Below are 23,122 nucleotides of genomic sequence, written 5' to 3'. Positions count from 1 at the left end.
TGGCATGCTGATCCACGATTACTAGCGATTCCACCTTCATGCACCCGAGTTGCAGAGTGCAATCCGAACTGAGACGGCTTTTGGGGATTGGCTCCGGCTCGCGCCTTCGCTGCCCACTGTCACCGCCATTGTAGCACGTGTGTAGCCCAGCCCATAAGGGCCATGAGGACTTGACGTCATCCCCGCCTTCCTCCGGCTTGTCACCGGCGGTTCCCTTTGAGTGCCCCGCCCCACCTGATGGCAACTAAGGGCAAGGGTTGCGCTCGTTGCGGGACTTAACCCAACATCTCACGACACGAGCTGACGACAGCCATGCAGCACCTGTGCGGGGTCCAGCCGAACTGATGTCTCCGTCTCCGGAGACTGCGACCCCCATGTCAAGGGCTGGTAAGGTTCTGCGCGTTGCTTCGAATTAAACCACATGCTCCACCGCTTGTGCGGGCCCCCGTCAATTCCTTTGAGTTTTAACCTTGCGGCCGTACTCCCCAGGCGGTGCGCTTATCGCGTTAGCTGCGCCACCGAGAAACTATGTCCCCCGACGGCTAGCGCACATCGTTTACGGCGTGGACTACCAGGGTATCTAATCCTGTTTGCTCCCCACGCTTTCGCGCCTCAGCGTCAGAAACGGGCCAGATGACCGCCTTCGCCACCGGTGTTCTTCCCAATATCTACGAATTTCACCTCTACACTGGGAATTCCGTCATCCTCTCCCGCTCTCAAGTCTGGCCGTATTGAAGGCACCTCCCAGGTTGAGCCCAGGGCTTTCACCTCCAACTGACCAAACCGCCTACGCGCCCTTTACGCCCAGTAATTCCGAACAACGCTCGCCCCCTCCGTATTACCGCGGCTGCTGGCACGGAGTTAGCCGGGGCTTCTTCTCGGGCTACCGTCATCATCGTCGCCCGTGAAAGAGCTTTACAACCCTAAGGCCTTCTTCACTCACGCGGCATGGCTGGATCAGGCTTGCGCCCATTGTCCAATATTCCCCACTGCTGCCTCCCGTAGGAGTCTGGGCCGTGTCTCAGTCCCAGTGTGGCTGATCATCCTCTCAGACCAGCTACCGATCGAAGGCTTGGTGCGCCGTTACCACACCAACTACCTAATCGGACGCGGGCCCCTCCCAAGGCGATGAATCTTTCTCCCTCAGGACACATCCGGTATTAGCCGCCGTTTCCAGCGGTTGTCCCGGACCTCGGGGTAGGTTCCCACGCGTTACTCACCCGTGCGCCACTCTCTCCGAAGAGAGCGTTCGACTTGCATGTGTTAGGCCTGCCGCCAGCGTTCGTTCTGAGCCAGGATCAAACTCTCAGGTTGACCTCGCCCCAACCAACCCAGCCCCCGATAAGGACCAGACCAGCCGGAGCTCGTCGACCAGGATCCGTCTACTCAAGCTTTGCGCATAAGTCGTCAGGACCCCATAACCCCACACCCGTCAACCCGAGATCGCTCCCAGATGACAAGGCGCAGAGCCAAAGGCCCCAACCAAAGATGCCCACTCGGCAGACGGTCCAATTCCAGCCGCTCTCGCTAGCCAGCAGAACCGCCGCCCAGGCATCCCTTCCTACTCACCAACAATGTCAAATAGCGTTGGAGCCCTTGGCTCCGGAAGCAAACAGCGCGGCCGGGGCGAACCCGGCGTCGCGCTGTGGGCCGGGTGTATATGGCGGCCTGCCGGGGGGTGTCAAGCGCTTTGTTGCAGCTTTCTTGCGGTCCGTCGCGGCGGCCGCCGCGGGCCGGGGCACGGCCGGCAAGCAGAGGGTCTCGCGGCGCGCGGCCCTCTCATGTTAACCATGAGGAAAGATCCTTCGCCTAGACCGGCGGCGGCGCCGGCTTCGATCGTTGACAAGCGCCGCGAAGCTTAGCATGGTGGCTGGATATCGGTTCAACTTCGTGTCGGAACCGTCTGGGAAACAAGACAGAATCGCGACTCGCCTTAACAGGTTGGTAACGCGACGGGACGTAAAGGGGCAGGGCGGGAGCGAGCGGATGCCCGGCAGGGCCGGTCGGTCCCTTGGATAAGAATCACTGGGGGTTACCATTCAAGCGAGAGACAACTCGAGGCCGTCGTATCGGACCAGGCTGCGTGCCGGGCTCGCGGCGTCTGCCATCGGCCTGGTCGGCGGCGTCCTGCTGCTCGGCCTCGCGCCGCTGTCCGGCATCCCCGATGCCGTCCGCCCGCAGCCCGGCCGGACGCAGGAGCAGGTCGCGGCGCCGCAGGCGGCCCACGACCTGGAGGCCGACCTGCCGGCCCTGCCGCAGGTCATGCTGGTCAGCGCCTACAACGTCGCGCACCAGTCTGCGACGCGCGCGCCCGAGACGCTGCAGCTGACCCTCGAGGTCTCGCGCGGCGACACGCTGATGGGCATGCTGACCGACGCCGGCGTCACGATGAGCGAGGCGCACGCCGCGATCGAATCCCTGCGCGAGGTCTTCAGCCCCCGCGACCTGCGTCCCGGCTTCGAGATCCGCCTGTCCCTGGAGAGCCCCGGCGGCGGCAAGGCCAAGGCCGCCGACGGCCAGGGCTTCAACCCGATCGCCGACGGCATGCGCGACGCCTTCCGCCTGGTCGGCCTGAGCTTCGCGCCCGACGTCGACCGCGACGTCAAGGTCGAGCGCAGCAAGGACGACGACGGCTTCGTCGCGAGCACCACCGAGAAGGTGCTGGCCCCGGTCGACGCCGGCGCCATCGGCCTCATCGACAGCTCGCTCTACGAAGCCGCGATGAAGGCCGACGTGCCGACCAACATCCTGCTCGAGGCGATCAAGACGCTGTCCTACGACGTCGACTTCCAGCGCGACATCCAGCCCGGCGATTCCTTCGAGGTGCTCTACCAGAACATGGTCGACGAGCAGGGCCGGCCGCTGAAGGCCGGCGGTCTCGACTACGTCGAGCTGATCACCGGCGGCCGCGACATCAAGCTCTACCGCTTCACGCCCTCGAGCGGCTTCGCCGACTTCTTCGACGACAAGGGCCGCTCGGTGCGCAAGACCCTGATGCGCACGCCGATCGACGGCGCCCGCATCTCCTCGACCTACGGCATGCGCCGGCATCCGATCCTCGGCTACAGCAAGATGCACAAGGGCGTCGACTTCGCGGCGCCGACCGGCACGCCGATCTATGCGGCCGGCAACGGCACCGTCGAGGTCGCCGGTCGGGTCAACGGCTACGGCAACTACATCCGGTTGCGCCACGGCGGCCCCTACAAGACCGCCTACGCCCACATGTCCCGCTTCGCCAGGGGCGTCCACGTCGGCTCGCGCGTCCACCAGGGCGACGTCATCGGCTACGTCGGCATGACCGGCCGGGCGACCGGGCCGCACCTGCACTACGAGGTGCTGGTCGACAACCACCAGGTCAATCCGGCGAGCGTCAAGCTGCCGGCCGGCGAGACCCTGACGGGCAGGGACCTGAAGGCTTTCGCCGAGGCCAAGCGCGCGATCGACCGGCGCCGCTCGGCGATCGCGCCGGTGCTGCAGGTCGCCGCGACCCCGGACGACAAGAGCAAGAGCGCCGATTCGGACGAGTGACCGGCCGGCCCTGCGGCCGGCAGACGGAAGGGCCCGCCTCGGCGGGCCCTTTGCCGTTCGGGCGGGACCGTCGTCCGAGCGGCCCCGCGCTCAGGGCCGGTAGTCCGGGGCGCGCCCCGCGGCGTCGTGGATCCAGCCGTTGAGCGTGATCCGGCCGTCGGCCGGATCGGTGCTGTCGAGGCGGATCGGCCGCACCTCGTGCAGCACGACGCTGGGAAAGAAGACCACCGAGTTGTCGTCCGGCTCGACCAGCGTGCCGTCGCGCAGCGCCTGGCCGCTCCGCGGATCGGTGTCGAACAGCAGCAGCTCGCCGCCGGAGAAGCGCCGGGGCCGCCGCGCGAAGTAGGCGACGAAGGAGATGCGGCGCGGGTCGGTCTCCTCGGCCGGCGCCTCCGGCCAGCCGGTGTCGCGGTGCTGGTCGTAGAAGCCGCCGTCGCCGTGAAAGGTCAGCTGCAGCTCGACGCGCCCGACCTCGAAGGCCGGCATGCCAAGCCGCCGCCGGACCTCGGGAAGCGACCGGCGGAGCAGCGGCACGAACCACTCCAGGATCGGCTCGGGCTCGTAGAGCACCGAGGCCCGGCGCACGCCGGTCATCGCCTTGTAGCCGTCCGGCTGCCAGACCGTCGCGTCGGCCATCTCGCTGCGGTGCGACAGGGCATAGGCGAAGACCTCGTCGCGCCGCTCCAGCGGCAGCCAGTCGGTCCAGCGCACGAAGGGGCTCGGCAGCACCAGGCCCGGCGCATGGAGGGCCGGCGGCTCGCCGGCGAAGAGCGCGGCACCGGCCCGGGCCAGGGGGTTCATCGGCCGGAGCGCCGCCAGCCGCCGGTAGTGGTCGAGCGCGGCCGGATAGTCGCCGGCGACGCGCGCCGCGTCGGCGCCCAGCCGGAGCGCCCGCTCGCTGGCCGGGTCGAGGGCCAGCACGCGCTGCAGCAGCGACCGCGCCTTGCCGGGCTGGCCGCGCGCCAGCAAGCCCTCGGCGACGTCGAGCAGCGGCAGGGCCTCCTGGCGGGCGGCCTCGCGCTCCGCCGCCTCGGCCTCCTGCATCCGCCCGGCCGCCTCCAGCAGGCCGGCCAGCGCCCGCCAGGCCGCGACATGGGCGGGCTGCCGCTCGAGCAGCTGCCGGTAGAGCCGCTCGGCCCGCTCCCGCTCGCCACCCGCCAGGGCGGCGCCAGCGGCGCTGAAGAGGTCCTCGGTCTCGGCCATGGCGGACACTCTAGAGCAAGAGAACGGCGGCAGTCATGAGACGGCCGCCGTCCGCTTCGTCGCGCCCCGGGTTTCCGCCGGGAGCCCTGCGGGCTCCTCGGTCAGGCGGCCTTGACCAGCTCGCCGTCGATCAGCAGGCCGCCGTCGCCGGCGGTGACCCGCACCCGGTCGCCCTCGCCGACCCGGCCCGCCAGAATCCGCTCGGCGAGCGGATTCTGCAGCTCGCGCTGGATTGTCCGCTTGAGCGGCCGGGCGCCGTAGACCGGGTCGTAGCCGGCCTCCGCGAGCCAGCGCTTGGCCGCCTCGTCGAGCTCCAGGGCGACGCCCCGGTCGGCCAGCAGGGCCTGCAGGTGCCTGAGCTGGATGTCGACGATGCCGGTCATCTGCTCGCGGGTCAGGCGCTGGAACAGCAGCACCTCGTCGATGCGGTTGAGGAATTCCGGCCGGAAGTGGCCGCGCACCACCTGCATGACCTGCTCGCGCACCAGGTCGCTGTCCTGGCCGCCGCCGCCGCCCTGCGCCGCCAGGATCTCGGAGCCGAGGTTCGAGGTCATGACCAGCAGGGTGTTGCGGAAATCGACCGTGCGGCCCTGGCCGTCGGTCAGGCGGCCGTCGTCGAGCACCTGCAGCAGCACGTTGAAGACGTCCGGATGGGCCTTCTCGACCTCGTCGAACAGCACGACCTGGTAGGGTCGCCGGCGCACCGCCTCGGTCAGCGCCCCGCCCTCGTCGTAGCCGACGTAGCCCGGCGGCGCGCCGATCATGCGGGCGACCGAGTGCTTCTCCATGTACTCCGACATGTCGAGGCGCAGCAGCGCGGTCTCGTCGTCGAACAGGAAGGCGGCGAGCGCCTTGGTCAGCTCGGTCTTGCCGACGCCGGTCGGGCCCAGGAACAGGAACGAGCCGATCGGCCGGTTCGGGTCCTGCAGGCCGGCACGCGCCCGGCGCACGGCCTGGCTGACCGCCTGGATCGCCTCGTCCTGGCCGACGACCCGGCTGTGCAGCATCTCTTCCATGTGCAGCAGCTTGTCGCGCTCGCCCTCGAGCATCTTGTCGACCGGGATGCCGGTCCAGCGCGAGACCACGCCGGCGATCTGCTCGGGCGTCACCTCCTCGTTGAACAGGCCGGACTCCTCGACCTGCTCGGCCTCGGCGAGCTTGCGCTCGAGGTCGGGGACGATGCCGTAGCGCAGCTCGGCGGCCCGCTCCAGGTTGCCCTGCCGCTGGGCCATCTCGATCTCGCTGCGCGCCCGGTCGAGCTCCTCCTTGAGCTTCTGGGCGCCGGCCATCTTGTCCTTCTCGGCCTGCCAGCGCAGGGTCAGCTCGCGCGACTTGGCCTCGAGCTCGCCGAGCTCGTCGCTGAGCTTCTCCAGCCGCTCCTTGGAGGCGCGGTCGCTCTCCTTCCTGAGCGCCGCCTCCTCGATCTTGAGCTGGATGATCCGGCGGTCCAGCTCGTCGAGCTCCTCGGGCTTGGAGTCGACCTCCATGCGCAGGCGGCTCGACGCCTCGTCGACCAGGTCGATCGCCTTGTCGGGCAGGAAGCGGTCGGTGATGTAGCGGTTCGACAGGGTCGCCGCCGCGATCAGCGCCGAATCGGTGATCCGCACGCCGTGGTGCAGCTCGTACTTCTCCTTCAGGCCGCGCAGGATCGAGATGGTGTCCTCGACCGTCGGCTCGGCGACGAAGACCGTCTGGAAGCGCCGCGCCAGGGCGGCGTCCTTCTCGATGTGCTTGCGGTACTCGTCCAGCGTGGTCGCGCCGACGCAGTGCAGCTCGCCGCGGGCCAGGGCCGGCTTCAGCATGTTCGAGGCGTCCATCGCGCCCTCGGCCTTGCCGGCACCGACCAGGGTATGCAGCTCGTCGATGAAGACGATGATCTCGCCGGCCGCCGAGGCGATCTCCTGGAGCACCGCCTTGAGGCGCTCCTCGAACTCGCCGCGGAACTTGGCGCCGGCGACCATGGCACCGAGGTCGAGCGCCAGCAGGCGCTTGTTCTTCAGGGTCTCGGGCACGTCGCCGTTGACGATGCGCTGCGCCAGGCCCTCGACGATCGCCGTCTTGCCGACGCCCGGCTCGCCGATCAGCACGGGATTGTTCTTGGTCCGGCGCGACAGCACCTGGATGGTCCGGCGGATCTCCTCGTCGCGGCCGATCACCGGATCGAGCTTGCCCTCGCGGGCCCGCTCGGTCAGGTCCTGGGCGTACTTCTTGAGGGCGTCGTAGCTCTGCTCGGCGCTGGCGCTGTCGGCCGTGCGGCCCTTGCGCAGCTGCTCGATCGCCTGGTTCAGGTTCTGCGCCGTGACCTTGGCGTCGGCCAGAGCCTTGGCGGACGGCGTGCCCGCGGCCATGGCCAGGGCCTGCAGCAGCCGCTCGGCGGTGACGAAGGAGTCGCCGGCCTTCTCGGCCAGGGTCTCGGCCTGCTCGAAGACCCGCGCCAGCTCGGGCGAGAGATAGAGCTGCCCGGCGCCGGCGCCCTCGACCTTGGGCAGCCGCGCCAGCTCGGCCTCGATGCCGGCCAGGGCCTGCTTCGGATCGCCACCGGCGGCGCGGATCAGGCCGGCGGCCAGTCCCTCGCTGTCGTCGAGCAGCACCTTGGCCAGGTGCTCGGGGGTCAGACGCTGGTGGCCGCGCCGCTGCGCCAGGGTCTGCGCCGACTGCAGAAAGCCGCGCGAGCGCTCACTGTACTTCTCGAGATCCATCTGTTCCTGCCCTCCTCGGTCGCGTCTCGTCGAGCCCGCGACGATGATGCCTTCGATCGACCGCTGCGCCCGGCATAGCGGCACACGGCGGCCGGCCGCCTTGATCCAGCTCAGCGGCCAGGATGCATATGGTCCTGTTGCAGAATTGCCACAAGCCCCGCCCGGCCATTCTTCCCGGCCCGCCTTCCAGGCAGATGGGCGGCCTCTAGCGCTCGCTCAATCCCAGGTGCAGGCCGAGGCCGACCAGCAGGCCGCCGCCGGCCCAGCGGGCGAGGCGCTGCAGGCCTTCGCTGCGCCGGATCCCCGCCAGCACCCGGTCGGTCAGCGCGACGGTCAGCAGGTCGGCCGAGGAGAAGGTGAGATTGACCGCCGTGCCGAGCAGCAGCAGCTGCGCCCAGACCGGCAGCCCGGCGGAGGGATCGACGAACTGCGGCAGGAAGGCCAGAAAGAACAGCGCGGCCTTGGGGTTCAGCACCTCGACCAGCATGCTCTCCAGGAAGGCGCGGCGCGCCGAGCGGCCGGCGACCGCCGGCAGGGCCGAGAGGTCGATCCGGCGCCGCATCGTCTGCAGGCCGAGCCAGACCAGATAGGCGGCGCCGGCCAGCTTGACGGCGGCATAGGCCGCCGGCACGTGCAGCAGGATCGCGGAGAGCCCCAGCGCCGCCGTCGCGACGTGGAGGTAGCCGCCGCAGTGGATGCCGAGCGCGGCCCTCAGCCCGCCGCGCCGGCCGCGCGCCAGGGTCTGGGCGGCGGTGTAGAGGATCGCCGGCCCCGGCAGGTAGGCGAAGACCAGGGTCGCGGCCGCAAAGGCCAGCAGGCTCTCGACGGGTGGCATGGCATCGCTCCTCGGCCGGCTCGCTCGATGCCGCCGATCTTCGCCCAGGCCGGCGCGCTCCGGAAGCCCCGGCCGGAGCGACGAGCCACCATCGGTTGACGAGGCCGCGCCGCTCGGATTGACTGGCGGGAACTCCTGAAGGCCCGCCCCATGCCCGCCCGCCCTGCGCCCCATCCCGAACCGCGCCTGGCCGCGATCCAGCGCTTCCCCGTCAAGGGCCTCTCGGCCGAGAGCCTCGAGCGCGTGTCCCTCGCCGCCGGCGCCATGCTGCCGGGCGACCGGCGCTTCGCCCTGGTCTACGGCGACCCCTCGTCGCCGGGCGGCAGGCCGCGCTTCGCGGCGCTGAAGAGCGAGCCGCGCCTCGCCGAGCTGGACTCGCGCTACGACGCGGCAAGCGGCGAGCTGGTGCTGTCGCGCCGTGGCCGGCCGGTCGCCCGCGGCGTGATCACCGAGCCGATCGGCAAGACCCTGATCGACCAGTTCCTGCTGTCGTTCCTGGGCGCCGGCGGCCGCGGCGCGGTCCGCCTGATCGAAGCCGAGGCCGGGGCCGCCGGCTTCGGCGACACTGGCGGCGGCCACGTCAGCCTGCTCAACCTCGCCAGCGTGCGCGACCTGGAGCGCGTGACGCGTGCGCCGGTCGATCCGCGCCGCTTCCGCGCCAACTTCTGGATCGAGGGCCTGCCGCCCTGGGTCGAGCGCGGCTGGGCGCACCGGGACCTGACCCTCGGCCCGGTGCGCCTGCACGGCATCGAGCCGATCGAGCGCTGCAGCGCGACCAACGTCGATCCGGAGACCGCCCAGGTCGACATGAACCTGCCGCTGACCCTGAAGCGCGCCTACGGCCACGCCCAGTTCGGCCTCTACTGCCGGGCGCTGACCGACGGCGAGCTCGCGATCGGCGACCGCCTGGAGCCGCCGGTCGAAGCCGCGGCCCGGGCGGACTAGCGGCGGTCAGCCGCGCCCGGCGGCATCCGGCCGGCGGCGCTTGCGCCGGCGCGTCAGGTTGACCGCCTCGACGGCTGCCGAGAAGGCGACGGCGAAGTAGAGGTAGCCGCGCGGGATGTGGAACTGCAGGCCGTCGGCGACCAGGGTCACGCCGATCAGCAGCAGGAAGGCCAGGGCCAGCATCTTGACGGTCGGGTGACGGTTGACGAAGTCGCTGACCGGCTCGGCGGCCCAGAGCATCACCGCCATCGCGGCGACGACCGCGGCGATCATGATCGCCAGCTCGCCGCTCATGCCGACCGCGGTCAGCACCGAGTCGATCGAGAAGACGGCGTCGAGCAGGACGATCTGCAGCACGACCAGGCCGAAGGAGGCCTTCCCCGCCCCGGCCGACGCCTCGTCCTCCTCCTCGGCCTCCATGTAGCCGTGGATCTCGCCGGTCGCCTTGAACAGCAGGAACAGGCCGCCGGCCAGCAGCACCAGGTCGCGCCAGGAGAAGGCGCGCCCGGCCAGCTCGAGGACCGGCTCGGTCAGGCCGATGATCCAGGTGATCGAGACCAGCAGCGCGATGCGCAGGGCGAGGGCGAGCAGCAGGCCGATCCGCCGTGCCGCCGGCTGGCGCGGCGCCGGCAGCTTCGCCGAGACGATCGACAGGAAGATGACGTTGTCGATGCCGAGCACGATCTCGAGCAGCGTCAGCGTCAGCAGGCTGGCCCAGGCATTGGGGTCGGCGAAGAGCTCGAACACCGGAAGGTCTCCCTGAATTGCGCGGGCATCGCGGGCGTTCCGGAGCGACAGGATCGGCAGCTGCCGCACTCAAGACAAGACCCGGGACGCCCGGAGCCGGAACGGCAGCGGGCGACCCGGGTCCTTGTCGCTTGCAGGCGGCCGTGCCGGAAGCCGGCCGGCCGTCGCCGTCAGTCGGCCGAGCCGTCCTTGGCCTCGGCTTCGGCCGCGATCTCGGCCTTGGTGCGGCGCCGGCGGCGCGGCTTGGCGGGCGCGGGCTCGGCTGCAGCCGCCTCGCCAGCCGGCACCTCGGCGGCAGCCGCCGCCACGGGCTCGGCCTTGGCCGGCTGCACCTCGGCGCGCGGCTCCTCGCCGAGCATCTTGCGCAGGCCGGCATCGACCTCCTCGTCGGCGTTGCCGTTCGGGCGCTCGCCCTCCTGGTTCTCGCCGCCGCGGCGCCGGGTCAGGATGCCTTCGCCGTTGCGGCGGTTGAAGCGCTCGCGCAGGCGGGTCTCGCGGACGTCGTCGCCTTCGCGCGGCGCGGCCTCGCGCCCACCGGATTCGCGGCCGCCGGCCTCGCGCCCGCCGGTCTCGCTCCTGGCCTCGTCGCCTTCCGGCGCGGCGGACGGGCGCGGCTCGCCGCCGCGCTCGGCCTGGCGCCCGCCGTTGTTGCCGCCCTGGCCGTTCGGCCGGGCCTCGTCCCGACGGCGCTCGTCCGGGCGCCGCTCGTCGGAGCGTCGCTCGTCCGGCCGGCGCTCGTCTGACCGGCGCTCGTCCGACCGGCGCTCGTCCGACCGGCGCTCCGGCGAGCGATCGCCGTAGCGATCGTCGCGCCGGTCGTAGCCCCGCCCGTCGCCGCGATAGTCGTCGTCCTCGTCGCGCTCGTCCCGCTCGTCGCGCTGGCCCTGGCCCTGCTGCTGCTCGCGCGGCCGCATGTCCGGGTCGGTCGAGTCGTTCATGACCCGGAAGTAGTGCTCGGCGTGCTGCTGGAAGGCTTCCGCGAGAACCCGGTCGCCGGCCCCATGAGCGTCGCGCGCAAGGGCCAGATACTTCTCGTAGACCTGCTGCGCGTTGCCCCGAACGCGGCCCTCTGGGCCGTTCGAGTCGAAGTTCTGTGAGCGCGTGGGAATGTTCGGACGCCGCCCGGAGCGGCCACGGCCTCGCCGCGGATTGTTCATGGGTCTCATCGATCCGTTACGGTTGAACCGGCAGTCTGTTCCTGCCCATTTCGGCCCCCCTGGCGCCAACCGACCCGCTCGAGAGCTGGAAAGGTTTCGGCGCAAGCGTCTCCGCGGCGGATGCCCGGCCCGACGAAGATCTCGGAGGACGGATAAGCGTCCAAGCTCCCCAGGACGCAAGAGCCAAACGGCTCGTCGCTTTCTCTTTAACGGTCCTAAGCTGTCATTCCAACCTCTTTTTTACAAGGGGGTGCCTGCGCTCGACGCATGGAACAGCAGGCCTCTCGGCCGGCCGGCGAGGTCGCTCAGCAGGCGCGGCGCCGGCAGGCCGCCGGCGGTCAGGACGGCGCCCGCCGAGGCCGCCTGCCCGGAGCCGATCTCGAGCGCGGCGACGCCGCCGGGTCGCAGCAGGCGGGGCAGCGCCGCGGCGAGGGCGCGATAGGCATCGAGCCCGTCCGGCCCGCCGTCGAGCGCCGCCGGGGGATCGTGCCGGGCGACCTCAGGATCGAGCCCGGCCAGCTCGTCGCGGGCGATATAGGGCGGATTGCTGACGATCAGGTCGAAGCGGCCGTCGAGCGCCGCGGCCCAGTCGCCGGCCAGGAAGGCCGCGCGGTCGCCGAGGCCGAGGGCCGCGGCATTGCGCCGCGCCGCCGCCGCCGCCGCAGGCGCGCGGTCGATGCCGAGGCCCCAGGCCGCCGGCAGCTCCGAGAGCAGCGCGAGCAGCAGACAGCCGCTGCCGGTGCCGAGGTCGAGCAGCCGCAGCGGCCGCTGCCGGTCCCCGACCTCGGCGAGCAGCGCCTCGACCAGGGTCTCGCTGTCCGGCCGCGGATCGAGGGTCGCCGGCGACAGGGCGAAGGACAGCGACCAGAACTCCCGGCGGCCGAGGATGCGCGAGACCGGCTCGTGGGCGGCGCGCCGCCGGACGTGGCTCTCGAAGGTCGCACGCGCCGGCCCGGCGAGCGGCCGCTCGGGCCAGGCGACGACGGCAGCGGGCTCCAGGCCGGCAGCGTCGGCGAGCAGCAGGCGGGCGTCGCGCCGCGCGCCCTCGACGCCGGCCGCGGCCAGCTCGGCCGTCGCCGTGGCCAGGGCGGCGCCGAGGCTGATCGCCGGGCCGGGCTCGGCGCGGCTCACGGCGGTCCCCGCGCTGGTCACCGGGCGGCTCACTGCAGGTGGGCCAGGCGCGCCGACTGGTCCTCGGCGATCAGCGCGTCGATGATCTCGTCGAGCTCCTCGCCCGACAGGATGCGGTCGAGTTTGTAAAGCGTCAGGTTTATGCGGTGGTCGGTGACCCGGCCCTGCGGGAAGTTGTAGGTGCGGATCCGCTCGGAGCGGTCGCCGGAGCCGACCTGCTGGCGGCGCGCCGCGGCCAGCTCGCTCTGCTGCTGCTGCCGGGCATGGTCGTAGAGCCGCGCCATCAGCACCTTCATCGCCTTGGCCTTGTTCTTGTGCTGCGACTTCTCGTCCTGGCACTGCACGACGATGCCGCTCGGCAGGTGGGTGATGCGCACCGCGGAGTCGGTGGTGTTGACGTGCTGGCCGCCGGCGCCCTGGGAGCGGTAGGTGTCGATGCGCAGGTCCTTGTCCTCGATCGCGACGTCGACCTCCTCGGCCTCCGGCAGCACGGCGACGGTCGCCGCCGAGGTGTGGATGCGCCCGCCCGACTCGGTGACAGGCACGCGCTGCACCCGGTGCACGCCGGACTCGTACTTGAGCTGGCGGAACACGTCCTGGCCGGCGATCTCGGCGCTGGCCTCGCGGATGCCGCCCAGCTCGGTCTCCTGGTAGTCCAGGGTCTCGAAGCGCCAGCCGTGCTTCTCGGCATAGCGCTGGTACATGCGGAACAGCTCGGCGGCGAACAGCCCGGCCTCCTCGCCGCCGGTGCCGGCGCGCACCTCGAGGATCGCGTTGCGCGAGTCGGCCTCGTCGCGCGGCAGCAGCGAGACCAGCACCCGGCGCTCCAGGTCGGGCAGCCGGTCGCGCAGCTCGTAGTATTCCTCCTCGGCCAGATCGCGCATCTCGCTGTCGCTGGCCGCGTCGTGGCGCAGCTGGTCGAGCTCCTCGAGCTCCTGCTTGGCGCCCTTGAAGTCGCGGATGCCCTCGACCACCGGCGTCAGGTCGGCATACTCCTTCATCATCCGGGTGTAGTCCTTGGAGCCCGGGTCGGGATGGCCCGACACCAGGGCCTCCAGCTCGGCGTAGCGCGACAGCACCCGCTCCAGATTCTGCTCCAGGCTCACTGATCCTCTCCTCTGGCCGGGGCGAGGCGGAACAGCCGCGCCAGGGCCTTCTCCAACAGGGCACGCTCGCCCGGATCGCCGGCTGCGGCCGCGCGCAGCACCTCCGACGGGTCGTGCAGCAGGCGGTTGAGCAGCAGGCGGGTCGCCGCCTCGGCGTCGCCGCCGCGCTCGGCCAGCACGTCGCGGCGCAGCGCCTCGGCGTGGCGGCGCAGGGCGAGCAGGGCGTCGAGCCCCTCGCGCTCGGCCTGCTCGCGGCGGAACTGCCGGAGCTCCTGGTCGATCAGCCGCCAAGCCGCGCCGGCCGCGCTCTCGCGGTGGCTGCGCCCGGCCTGCGCCAGGCGCTCCAGGTCGTCGAGATCGTAGACGAAGGCGCCGTCGATCTCCTCGACGCCCGGCTCGACGTCGCGCGGCAGCGCGGCGTCGACCAGGAACAGCGGCTTGCGCCGGCGCCGCTTGAGCACCCGCCGGACCAGCTCGCGGTCGACGGCGTAGCGGCCGCTGCCGCTGGCCGCGACGACGATGTCGGCGCCGACCAGGGCGGCCTCGCGCTCCTCCCAGCTGCGCCGGTGGCAGCGCAGCCGCAGCGCCGCCGACTGGGCACGCCGCTCCTGGGGATGGCAGACCGCAAGGTCGCCGAGCCCGGCGCTGCGCAGCTCGCCGGCCAGCAGCTCGCCCATCTCGCCGAGGCCGAGGATCAGCGCGCTGCAGCGGCCGAGGTCGCCGTGCAGGTCGCGCGCGACCCGCAGCGCCGCCGCCGCCAGGGTGACCGGCCGCTCGGCCAGCGGGGTCTGGCCGCGCACCTTGCGTGCCGCCTGCAGGGCGGCCTGGACCGCGCGGTCGATCAGCGGCCCGCCGAGCCCGGCCTCGCCGGCCAGGCGCAGGCTGTCGCGCAGCTGGCCCAGGATCTGCGGCTCGCCGAGGATCTGGCTGTCGAGCGCGGCGGCGACCGCGAAGAGATGGCGCAGCGCCGCCTCGCCGCTCAAGGCATAGGACTGCGCCTCGACCGCCTCGGCCGGCCAGCCCGCCCAGGCGGCGAGCCGGTCGCGCGCGACCGCGGCCTCGGCCTCGAGGTCGGCGGCGGCGAGCAGCAGCTCGACGCGGTCGCAGGTCGAGAGCAGCAGCGCTTCGCCGAAGCCCGCGGCGCGCAGCTCGGCCAGGCGCTCGGGCAGCGCCTCCTCCGGCTGGAACAGGCTCTCGCGGAGATCGAAGGAAGCGCTCTTGTAGCTGACGCCGACGATCAGCAGCTCGGCCGGGTCGCGCAGCCCCGCCGAGGGGGACACTGCGGACATGGCGCTAATGGCGACCGGACGGGCCGCCGCGGGACTCGCAGGATCGCCTTGGCCGGAGCGCCCCCACGCGCCGGCTTCCTACTGTGCGGCCGCCGGCGCGGCCTCGGCCCCAGTCAGACCGGCGGCCTCGGCGCGCGCCTTCTCGGCCTCGATCTCGGCGGCCTTGCGCTCGACCATCCCGACCAGGTGATCGACGATGTCGTCGTCCTTCAGGCGGTGGTCCGGCAGGCCGTTGACGTAGACCTGGTGGGTGCCCTTGCCGCCGCCGGTGAAGCCGATGTCGGTCATCGTCGCCTCGCCCGGTCCGTTGACGACGCAGCCGATCACCGAGACGGTCATCGGCGTGGTGATGTGGGCGAGGCGCTTCTCCAGCACCTCGACCGTGCGGATCACGTCGAACTGCTGGCGCGCGCAGGAGGGACAGGAGATCACGTTGACGCCGCGGTGGCGCAGGTTGAGCGACTTCAGGATGTCGAAGCCGACCTTGACCTCCTCCTCCGGCTCGGCCGAGAGCGAGACGCGCAGGGTGTCGCCGATGCCCGACCAGAGCAGCATGCCGAGGCCGATCGACGACTTGATGGTGCCGCTCCTCAGGCCGCCGGCCTCGGTGACGCCAATGTGCAACGGATAGTCGCAGGCCTCGGCGAGGCCCTGGTAGGCGGCGACCGCCAGGAACACGTCGGAGGCCTTGCAGGAGATCTTGAACTCGCGGAAGTCCTCGTCCTCCAGGTACTTGGCGTGCTCCAGCGCGCTCTCGACCATGGCCTCGGGGCAGGGCTCGCCGTACTTCTCCAGCAGGTGCTTCTCGAGCGAGCCGGCGTTGACGCCGATGCGCATCGAGCAGTTGTTGTCGCGCGCCGCCTTGACGACCTCGCGGACCCGCTCGCGCGAGCCGATGTTGCCCGGGTTGATGCGCAGGCAGGCCGCCCCGGCCTCCGCCGCCTCGATGCCGCGCTTGTAGTGGAAGTGGATGTCCGCGACGACCGGCACGGTGACCTCCGGCACGATCTCGCGCAGCGCCCTGGTCGAGGCCTCGTCCGGGCAGGAGACGCGCACGATGTCGGCGCCGGCCAGCTCGATGCGGCGGATCTGCTCGATCGTGCCCTTCACGTTGGTGGTCCGCGTGTTGGTCATCGACTGCACGGTGATCGGGGCGTCCCCGCCAACCGGCACCTTGCCGACCATGATCTGGCGCGACTTGCGGCGGATGATATCCCGATAGGGCCGGACGCTCATGACGTTGTTCGCTCCCGCTGACTGACTGGATGGCCGGCACCGGCCGACCGGCCGGACGGCTCTCTGCCTCGCAAAATGCCCTTTGGTCGGGGCGACTTCAAGGCCGGGCACCGGGCACCGGCCCCGCGGCTACTGCGCGCCGCGCAACAGGCTGTCGGGATCGAGCGTGATGTCGCGGCGCACCGCGCCGCTCGGCCCCAGCGCCGGCGCCGGCTTGCCGTCGACCAGCACCTGCAGGCCGCCGGCGTTGCCGGTCAGCAGGGTCAGGCCGGGCTCGTTCGGCACGTTGTAGCTGTCGCCGGCGCGCAGCACCTGGGTGAACAGCAGGTCGGAGCGGGCGTTGCGCACCTGCACCCAGCTGTCGGCGGTCGCGCGCAGCACGATCCTCGCGCCGGTGTTGGCGGTGCCGAAGACGCGCGCCGCGCGCCCCGCCTGGCCGGCCTCGCCGGTCGAGGGGATCGGCGGCACCGGGATCGCCTCCTCGCGCGCCACCGTGGTCTGGGGCGACGGCTCGCTCGCCGCCTGGGGCTGCGGCTCCGGCGCCGCCTGCGGGGCGACGTCCTGCACCGCCTCGCCGGCGGGCGCCTCGGCGAGCGCAGCGCGCGAGGTGGTCGAGGAGCTCGGCGGCGCGTTGCCCGGCGAGACCGAGGGCAGGGACTCGGCCGGCGCCGCGACCTCAGGGGCGCTCTGGCTCTCCGGCAGCGTCCCGGCCTCGGGCGCCGTCTCGCTCGACGGCTCGACGACCTGGGCCTGGCCGCCCGTGTCGGGCACGGTCTCCTCGACGACCGGCGCGACGTCCTCCTCCTCCGGCGGGCTGGCGGTCCCGTCGGCCGGCGCCGCGGACGGAGCCTCGGCCATGGCCGACGGCGCCGGGGCGGTCCTGGCGGTGCCCGCGGCGCCGGAAGCGGTCGCGGCCGGCGCGGCCGGCTTCGGAGCGGCGGGCGCGAGGGCGGTCTGGGCAGGTGCGGTCCGGGTGGGCGCGGCGGGAGCCGTCGCCTTGGGCGCCGCGGCCATGGGAGCGGCCGGCTTCGGCGCGGCCGGCTGGGTCGCAGGCTTGGCCGCCGTCGGCGTCTGCGACGTCGCGCCGGGCGGCGTCTCGCGCACGATCAGGCTGTTCAGCTCGTCGCCGAACTCGTTGAAGGCGTACCAGCCGCCGTAGGCGAGGCCGACCAGCAGCAGCGAGATCATCACCAGCGCGCCGCCGGGAATCTTGCCCTCGGGCTTCGGCGTCGGGAAGACCAGCTGGGTCGAGCGGGGGATCCCGCTCATCTCTTCCTTGAAGCGCTCGACCATGGCCCGCGAGTCGAGGCCGAGGTAGTCGGCGTAGGTGCGCACGAAGCCGACCGCATAGGTCTGGCCCGGCAGCTCCGAGAGCTGGCCTTCCTCGAGCGCGCGCAGATGGGCATAGCGGATGCGCAGGGTCTCGCTGACCTGCCGCAGCTCCAGCCCGAGATCCTCCCGGGCGTTGCGCAGCAGCTCGCCGACGGACCGGCTCGGTCCGCCGATGAAAGGCTCTACGTTGTCGGCCGCGTGCCGGTGCTCAGCTTCCGCCGTTGCCTTATGTCTCATCTCAGGCCTTCTCGTTTCCCGACCGCCGATAGACGTCCCCCCTCCGAGGCCCGGAAACCCGGTCGTTCTAGCAAACTCTTCGGCGCCGCGGCAAATGCCATCGAGGGCCGGTCAGATCGCCACGCCACGGTCGCGAGCATAGGCCCTGAGCTGTTCCCGCACACTGCGCGCCGGCTGCTCCATCAGGCGGTCGAGCAGGCGCTCCAGCGGCGCCAGCTCCAGCGAGCGGATGGTCGTGCGCACCGGTCCGATCTCGGCGGCCGGCATCGAGAGGATGCGGAAGCCGCAGCCGACCAGCGCCATCGCCTCGAGCGGATGGCCGGCCATTTCGCCGCACAGCGACAGCGGCACGCCGGCCGCGCCGGCCTGGCCGGCGACCGAGCGCAGGAAGGCCAGCGACGGCGGCGACAGCACGTCGTAGCGGCGCGCCAGGCGCGGGTTGCCGCGGTCGGTCGCGAAGAGGAACTGGAACAGGTCGTTGCTGCCGACCGAGATGAAGTCGACCCGCTTGAACAGCGCCGGCAGCTGCCAGACCAGGGCCGGCACCTCGAGCATGACGCCGGCCTGCAGGCGCGCCGGCGGCTCGCCGCCGGCGGCGACCTGGCGCTCGACCTCGCGGTCGAGCAGGGCGCGGGCGCGCACGAACTCCGAGACCTCGCTGACCATCGGGAACATGACCCGCAGGTGCCGGCCGGCCGCGGCGCGCACCAGGGCGCGCAGCTGCTGGCTGAGCAGCGCCGGCCGGTCGAGGCCGATGCGGATCGCCCGCCAGCCCATGATCGGGTTCTCGTCGACCTCGCTGTGCCAGTAGGGCAGCGCCTTGTCGCCGCCGATGTCGAGCGTGCGGAAGGTCACCGGCCGGTCCTTCGCGAGCTCCAGGATGCGGGCGTAGAGCTGGGTCTGGGCGCCGACGTCCGGGAAGGCCTCGCGCACCATGAAGGGGACCTCGGTGCGGTAGAGTCCGATGCCCTCGGCCCCGGCCTCGTGGAGCTGCGGCACGTCGATCAGCAGGCCAGCGTTGATCTGCAGCGAGACGCGCACGCCGTCCAGCGTCTCGGCCGGCAGGTCGCGGCTCAGCGCGAAGCTGGCGCGGCGCCGGGCGCGCGCCTCGATGGCGTCGGAGAAGGACTGGCGCACCGAGAGGCGCGGGCGCAGCAGGACCTGGCCGGTGTCGCCGTCGCAGACCACGAAGTCGCCAGGCTTGACCCGGGTCAGCAGGTCGCTGCAGCGCCCGACCATCGGGATGCCGAGGGCGCGCGCGACGATCGCGACATGGGCGGTCGGCGAGCCCTCCTCCAGGATCACGCCCTTGAGGCGCTTGGCGTCGTAGTCGAGCAGCTCGGCCGGGCCGAGCGCGCGGGCGACCAGGATCGAGTTCTCGGGCAGCACCGGTCCCTCGGCGCCGCCCTCGGCGCGCAGCAGGTGCTGCAGCAGGCGGTTGCCGAGGTCGTCGAGGTCGGCGTAGCGCTCGCGGATGTAGGGGTCGCGCACCTTGGCCATGCGCTGGCGGGTGTCGCGCTGGACGCGCTGCACCGCCGCCTCGGCGGTCAGGCCGCCGCGGATCGCCTCGCGGATGCGCTCCAGCCAGCCGCGGTCCTGGGCGAACATGCGGTAGGTCTCGAAGACCTCCAGGGACTCGCCGGCCTCGGCCAGCTCGCGGCGGGTCATCAGGTCGTCGAGCGCCTCGAGCATCGCGGCGAGGGCGGCGTCGAGCCGCTCCAGCTCGGCGGCGCTGTCCTCGGCGACGACCTGGCGGATGACGATGCCGCGCTCGTGCGGCACGGCCTCGCCCATGCCGATGCCCTCGTTGAGCACGACGCCGGAGAGGCGCGCCGGCAGGGTCGAGGCGGTGTCGAGATGGCGGCCCTCGACGCCGCCGATCAGCTCGCCCGCGGCGATCGTCTCGGCGAGCACCATGGCGACCGTCTCCAGCGCCTCGACCTCGTCGTCGGTATAGCTGCGCTGGGTCTTGTTCTGGACCGCCAGCACGCCGACGACGCGGCCGTCGCGCAGCACCGGCACGCCGAGCATCGAGTGGAAGATCTCCTCGCCGGTCTCGGGCCGGTAGGCGAAATTCGGATGGCTCTGGGCGTCCGAGAGGGCGAGCGGCCGGCCGCTCGAGGCGACCGCGCCGACGATGCCTTCGCCGACCGCCAGGCGGGTGCGGTGCACCGCCTCGGGCCTGAGGCCCCAGGTCGCGAAGAGCTCGAGCACCTCGCCGGGCCGGCGGACGTAGAGCGAGCAGACCTCCGCGACCATGTCGTCGGCGATCATGTGGACGACGCGGTCGAGCCGCTCCTGTCCGCCCGAGCCGCCCTTCATCAGGTCGCGGAGCTGACGGAGCAGACGACGCGACCCGACCCAGCTGACGGGTTGCGTCGTCACGGGACGCGTCTCCCCTCTATCCGCCGGGGCCCCGCGTCACGCCGCGTCGAGCCCGTAGGCCGAGTGCAGGCTGCGCAGAGCCAGTTCAGTGTACTCTTCGGCGATCAGCACCGAGACCTTGATCTCGGACGTGGTGATGACCTGGATGTTGATGCCCTTCTCGGCAAGGGCCGAGAACATCATCTGGGCGACGCCGGCATGGCTGCGCATGCCGACGCCGATCACCGAGACCTTGACGACGTTCTTGTCGATCGACATCGCCTTGAAATCGAACTTGTCGCGGTTCGCCTCGATGACCTCGACGGCGCGCTCGAGGTCGGCGCGGGTCACGGTGAAGGTCATGTCGGTGGTCTGCTGGTCGGCCGAGATGTTCTGCACGATCATGTCGACGTTGACCGAGGCCTCGGCCAGCGGCCCGAAGATGGCCGCGGCCACGCCCGGCCGGTCGGTGACGTTGCGCAGGGTGATCTTCGCCTCGTCCCGACTGTAGGTGACCCCGCTGACGACTGCCTGTTCCACGATCTCTTCCTCGTCCACGACCAGGGTGCCGGTGCCTTCCTGGAAGCTCGACAGCACCCGGACCGGCACCCGGTGCTTCATCGCCATCTCGACCGAGCGGGTCTGCAGGACCTTGGCGCCCTGCGACGCCATCTCCAGCATCTCCTCGTAGGTGATCCTATCGATCTTGCGCGCCCGCTGCACGATGCGCGGATCGCAGGTGTAGACGCCGTCGACGTCGGTGTAGATGTCGCAGCGGTCGGCCTTGAGCGCCGCCGCCAGGGCGACCGCCGAGGTGTCGGAGCCGCCGCGGCCGAGCGTCGTGATGCGCCGGCGCACCGGCTCGAAGCCCTGGAAGCCCGCGACCACGGCGACCTCGCCCGCGGCCATGCGGCGCAGCAGGTCCTCGACCTCGATCTTCTCGATGCGCGCCGAGCCGTGCGCCCCGTCGGTCAGGATCGGGATCTGCCAGCCCTGCCAGGAGCGGGCCTGGACGCCCCTGTCCTGCAGCACGATCGACAGCAGGCCGGCGGTGACGTTCTCGCCCGAGGAGACGACGGCATCGTACTCGCGCAGGTCGTAGAGCCGGGCCGCCTGGCCGGCATAGCCGACCAGCTGGTTGGTCACCCCGGCCATGGCCGAGACGACGACGGCGACCTCGTTGCCGGCCGCGACCTCGGCCGCGACCTTGTCGGCGACGTTGCGAATGCGATCCAGATCGGCGACGGAGGTGCCGCCGAACTTCATGACGATGCGGGCCATGGGTCTAGGGGCCTGAGAGCGGTGGACCAGCGGGCGACGGCGGGGCATGCCGGAAGCGCGGCGGCGGCAAGGCCGCCTTGCCGAGCGATTCGGCGCTATCCATACTGAAGAGGCACGCGAAAAGGCAAGCGAGGTCGTAGTGACGACAACCCGGGAACGGCAGAAGACCCACGCGACGGTCGATCCGGCCGAGGTCGAGAAGTTCTCGGCCCTGGCCGAGGACTGGTGGGACCCCGAAGGCCGCTCGCGGGCGCTGCACCGGCTGAACCCCGTGCGCCTTGCCTACATCCGCGACCGGGCCTGCCGGCGCTTCGGCCGCAACCCGCTGGCCGAGCGCCCGCTCGCTGGCCTGTCGGTGCTCGACGTCGGCTGCGGCGGCGGTCTGGTCACCGAGCCCCTGGCCAGGCTCGGCGCCCGGGTCACCGGCCTCGACGCGACGCCCGCGGCGATCGCCGTCGCGGAGGCTCACGCCGGCGCCCAGGACCTGGAGATCGAGTATCGCCAGGCGACCGCCGCCGAGCTGGTCGCCGAGGGCCGCGCCTTCGACCTGGTGCTGGCGCTGGAGATCGTCGAACACGTCGCCGAGCCGGCCGTCTTCCTGGCCGACTGCGCCGCCCTGGTCGCCCCGGGCGGCGGCCTGGCGCTCTCGACCTTCAACCGGACCGGCAAGGCCTTCCTGCTCGGCGTCGTCGCCGCCGAGTACCTGCTGCGCTGGGTGCCCCAGGGCACCCACGACTGGCGGCGCTTCCTGCGGCCCTCGGAGGTCGCCGGCGCGCTGCGTCCAGAGGGCCTGACGGTGCGCGACGTGCAGGGGCTGGTCTACAACCCGCTGACCGAGGCTTGGCGGCTGTCGCGCGGCGACCTCGACGTCAGCTATCTGCTGTGGGCGGAAAGGGACTAGCCGGGGCCGGCGCGGCTCAGGCGTCGCCGGCATCGATCCAGGGCAGGCGGGCGACCGCGACGCCCTCCTCGGCCAGGGCCTCGGCCTCCTCGCGGCTGCTCTCGCCGTAGATGCCGCGCGGATCGGACTCGCCGTAGTGGATGCGCCTGGCCTCCTCGGCGAAGCGCGGACCGACGTAGTCGCAGTTGGCCTCGACCTGGCGGCGCAGCTCCAGCAGCTGCGCGCGCAGGGCCCGGGCCTTCGGGTCGAGCGGGGCCGGATCGGCGGCCACCGCCTTGGTCTGCCCGGGGGTCGGCCCGCCGGACTGCTCGGGGGACTGCTCGGCGGCCTCGCCGCGGCCGCGCGCGACGCGCGGCGCCATGATCGCCTTCTGGACGGCGGTCGAGCCGCAGTGCGGGCAGGCGACCAGCTTGCGCTTCGCCTGCTTGTCGAAGGCGGCGCTGTCCTTGAACCAGCTCTCGAACTCGTGCTCGCTGTCGCAGCGGAGGGTGTAGAGAATCATGGCGCTCGGCCGCAGGTCCCTGGTTTCACCAAGATGATAGATGGCGATCTCATGACAGAAGGTAAAGCAGGTCCCGGCAGAGTCCACCAGGGAGTGCCAATGCCCTCGGCCTGGATCTGCCGCTTCGCGCCGCTGGCGCCGGCCGGCGGAGCGGTGCTCGACCTAGCCGCCGGCAGCGGACGCCACAGCCGGCTGTTCCTGGCGCGCGGCCATCCCGTGACGGCGCTCGACCGGTCCGTGGCGGACCTGGAGCGAATCGGCGACCCGCAGCTCGAGGTCGTGCGGGCCGACCTCGAGGACGGCAGCCCCTTCCCCCTCGCCGGCCGGCATTTCGCCGCCGTCGTCGTCGCGAACTACCTGCATCGCCCGCTGCTGCCGGCCCTGGTCGAGGCGGTGGCGCCCGGCGGGCTGCTGCTCTACGAGACCTTCGCCCAGGGCAACGAGGCCTTCGGCAAGCCGAGCAACCCGGCCTTCCTGCTGGCCCCCGGCGAGCTGCTGGAGGCCGTGCGCGGCCGCCTGCGCGTCCTCGCCTACGAGGACCTGACGGTCGCGGTGCCGCGCCCGGCCGCCGTCCAGCGCATCGCCGCGCAACGCTGCTGATGCGCCGGCCCGGCTCGTCTATGCTCGCG

General features: G+C 71.9%; 17 protein-coding genes and 1 rRNA gene. 4 read left to right on the top strand and 14 right to left on the bottom strand.

The window, feature by feature from the left end; translation table 11 throughout:
• A 16S ribosomal RNA gene (locus B9O00_RS15160) occupies window positions 1-1,314 on the bottom strand; the annotation flags it as partial.
• 948 nt (window positions 1,315-2,262) lie between these two features.
• Between B9O00_RS15160 and B9O00_RS15155 the strand changes: the two genes are divergently transcribed.
• A complete protein-coding gene (locus B9O00_RS15155) occupies window positions 2,263-3,528 on the top strand; it encodes a M23 family metallopeptidase (RefSeq protein WP_085123532.1) in 1,266 nt (421 codons plus the stop codon).
• Window positions 3,529-3,618: 90 nt separating this feature from the next.
• On the opposite strand, the gene B9O00_RS15150 is transcribed toward B9O00_RS15155, so the two are convergent.
• The 3 genes from B9O00_RS15150 to B9O00_RS15140 form a co-directional block, all read right to left on the bottom strand.
• Window positions 3,619-4,731, bottom strand: a complete 1,113-nt coding sequence (locus tag B9O00_RS15150; RefSeq protein WP_085123531.1) for a 2OG-Fe(II) oxygenase — start codon at window positions 4,729-4,731, stop codon at window positions 3,619-3,621.
• Between the two features lie 101 nt (window positions 4,732-4,832).
• Window positions 4,833-7,430: an ATP-dependent chaperone ClpB gene (gene clpB / locus B9O00_RS15145; RefSeq protein ID WP_085123530.1), complete on the bottom strand. Its 2,598-nt coding sequence runs from the start codon at window positions 7,428-7,430 to the stop codon at window positions 4,833-4,835.
• Window positions 7,431-7,635: 205 nt separating this feature from the next.
• Window positions 7,636-8,265: a LysE family translocator gene (locus tag B9O00_RS15140; protein WP_085123529.1), complete on the bottom strand. Its 630-nt coding sequence runs from the start codon at window positions 8,263-8,265 to the stop codon at window positions 7,636-7,638.
• Between the two features lie 150 nt (window positions 8,266-8,415).
• On the opposite strand from B9O00_RS15140, the gene B9O00_RS15135 reads away from it, so the two are divergent.
• The gene (locus B9O00_RS15135; RefSeq protein WP_085123528.1) at window positions 8,416-9,210 is read left to right on the top strand and encodes an MOSC domain-containing protein; all 795 of its coding nucleotides are present in this window, start codon (window positions 8,416-8,418) and stop codon (window positions 9,208-9,210) included.
• Window positions 9,211-9,216: 6 nt separating this feature from the next.
• Here B9O00_RS15135 and B9O00_RS15130 read toward each other — a convergent pair whose 3' ends face one another.
• From B9O00_RS15130 to B9O00_RS15090, 9 genes are all read right to left on the bottom strand, one after another.
• A complete protein-coding gene (locus B9O00_RS15130; protein WP_085123527.1) occupies window positions 9,217-9,957 on the bottom strand; it encodes a TerC family protein in 741 nt (246 codons plus the stop codon).
• Window positions 9,958-10,127: 170 nt separating this feature from the next.
• A complete protein-coding gene (locus tag B9O00_RS15125) occupies window positions 10,128-11,114 on the bottom strand; it encodes a DUF4167 domain-containing protein (RefSeq protein ID WP_159460224.1) in 987 nt (328 codons plus the stop codon).
• A gap of 240 nt (window positions 11,115-11,354) precedes the next feature.
• Window positions 11,355-12,266: a peptide chain release factor N(5)-glutamine methyltransferase gene (gene prmC / locus B9O00_RS15120; RefSeq protein WP_235017132.1), complete on the bottom strand. Its 912-nt coding sequence runs from the start codon at window positions 12,264-12,266 to the stop codon at window positions 11,355-11,357.
• An 8-nt stretch (window positions 12,267-12,274) separates the two neighbouring features.
• Window positions 12,275-13,351: a peptide chain release factor 1 gene (prfA, locus tag B9O00_RS15115; protein ID WP_085123525.1), complete on the bottom strand. Its 1,077-nt coding sequence runs from the start codon at window positions 13,349-13,351 to the stop codon at window positions 12,275-12,277.
• Window positions 13,348-14,640 carry a glutamyl-tRNA reductase gene (gene hemA, locus B9O00_RS15110; protein ID WP_085123524.1) on the bottom strand — a complete coding sequence of 431 codons (1,293 nt, stop codon included), beginning with the start codon at window positions 14,638-14,640 and terminating at the stop codon, window positions 13,348-13,350. Before hemA ends, prfA begins: the two co-directional genes overlap by 4 nt.
• Before the next feature lie 78 nt (window positions 14,641-14,718).
• Window positions 14,719-15,876 (bottom strand): flavodoxin-dependent (E)-4-hydroxy-3-methylbut-2-enyl-diphosphate synthase, encoded by a 1,158-nt coding sequence (gene ispG, locus B9O00_RS15105; protein ID WP_085123523.1) that lies wholly within the window; start codon window positions 15,874-15,876, stop codon window positions 14,719-14,721.
• 129 nt (window positions 15,877-16,005) lie between these two features.
• Complete coding sequence (locus tag B9O00_RS15100) at window positions 16,006-17,445, bottom strand: RodZ domain-containing protein (RefSeq protein WP_085123522.1); 1,440 nt, start codon at window positions 17,443-17,445, stop codon at window positions 16,006-16,008.
• A 111-nt stretch (window positions 17,446-17,556) separates the two neighbouring features.
• Window positions 17,557-19,830 (bottom strand): phosphoenolpyruvate--protein phosphotransferase, encoded by a 2,274-nt coding sequence (gene ptsP, locus B9O00_RS15095; protein ID WP_322111199.1) that lies wholly within the window; start codon window positions 19,828-19,830, stop codon window positions 17,557-17,559.
• Window positions 19,831-19,866: 36 nt separating this feature from the next.
• On the bottom strand, window positions 19,867-21,090 hold the full coding sequence (locus tag B9O00_RS15090; RefSeq protein ID WP_085123520.1) for an aspartate kinase: 1,224 nt from the start codon (window positions 21,088-21,090) through the stop codon (window positions 19,867-19,869).
• A gap of 139 nt (window positions 21,091-21,229) precedes the next feature.
• On the opposite strand from B9O00_RS15090, the gene ubiG reads away from it, so the two are divergent.
• Window positions 21,230-21,991: a bifunctional 2-polyprenyl-6-hydroxyphenol methylase/3-demethylubiquinol 3-O-methyltransferase UbiG gene (ubiG, locus tag B9O00_RS15085; RefSeq protein WP_235017131.1), complete on the top strand. Its 762-nt coding sequence runs from the start codon at window positions 21,230-21,232 to the stop codon at window positions 21,989-21,991.
• Window positions 21,992-22,007: 16 nt separating this feature from the next.
• Here ubiG and B9O00_RS15080 read toward each other — a convergent pair whose 3' ends face one another.
• Complete coding sequence (locus B9O00_RS15080; RefSeq protein WP_085123518.1) at window positions 22,008-22,493, bottom strand: DUF1178 family protein; 486 nt, start codon at window positions 22,491-22,493, stop codon at window positions 22,008-22,010.
• 99 nt (window positions 22,494-22,592) lie between these two features.
• On the opposite strand from B9O00_RS15080, the gene B9O00_RS15075 reads away from it, so the two are divergent.
• Window positions 22,593-23,093, top strand: a complete 501-nt coding sequence (locus B9O00_RS15075) for a class I SAM-dependent methyltransferase (RefSeq protein WP_218822872.1) — start codon at window positions 22,593-22,595, stop codon at window positions 23,091-23,093.
• Window positions 23,094-23,122 lie beyond the last annotated feature (29 nt).

This window comes from Tistlia consotensis USBA 355 (genome assembly GCF_900177295.1).
In the GTDB taxonomy this organism is placed as follows: Bacteria; Pseudomonadota; Alphaproteobacteria; order Kiloniellales; family DSM-21159; genus Tistlia; species Tistlia consotensis.
The sequence above is the reverse complement of the archived record's forward strand: the minus strand, read 5'-3'. Positions and strand labels throughout refer to the sequence as shown.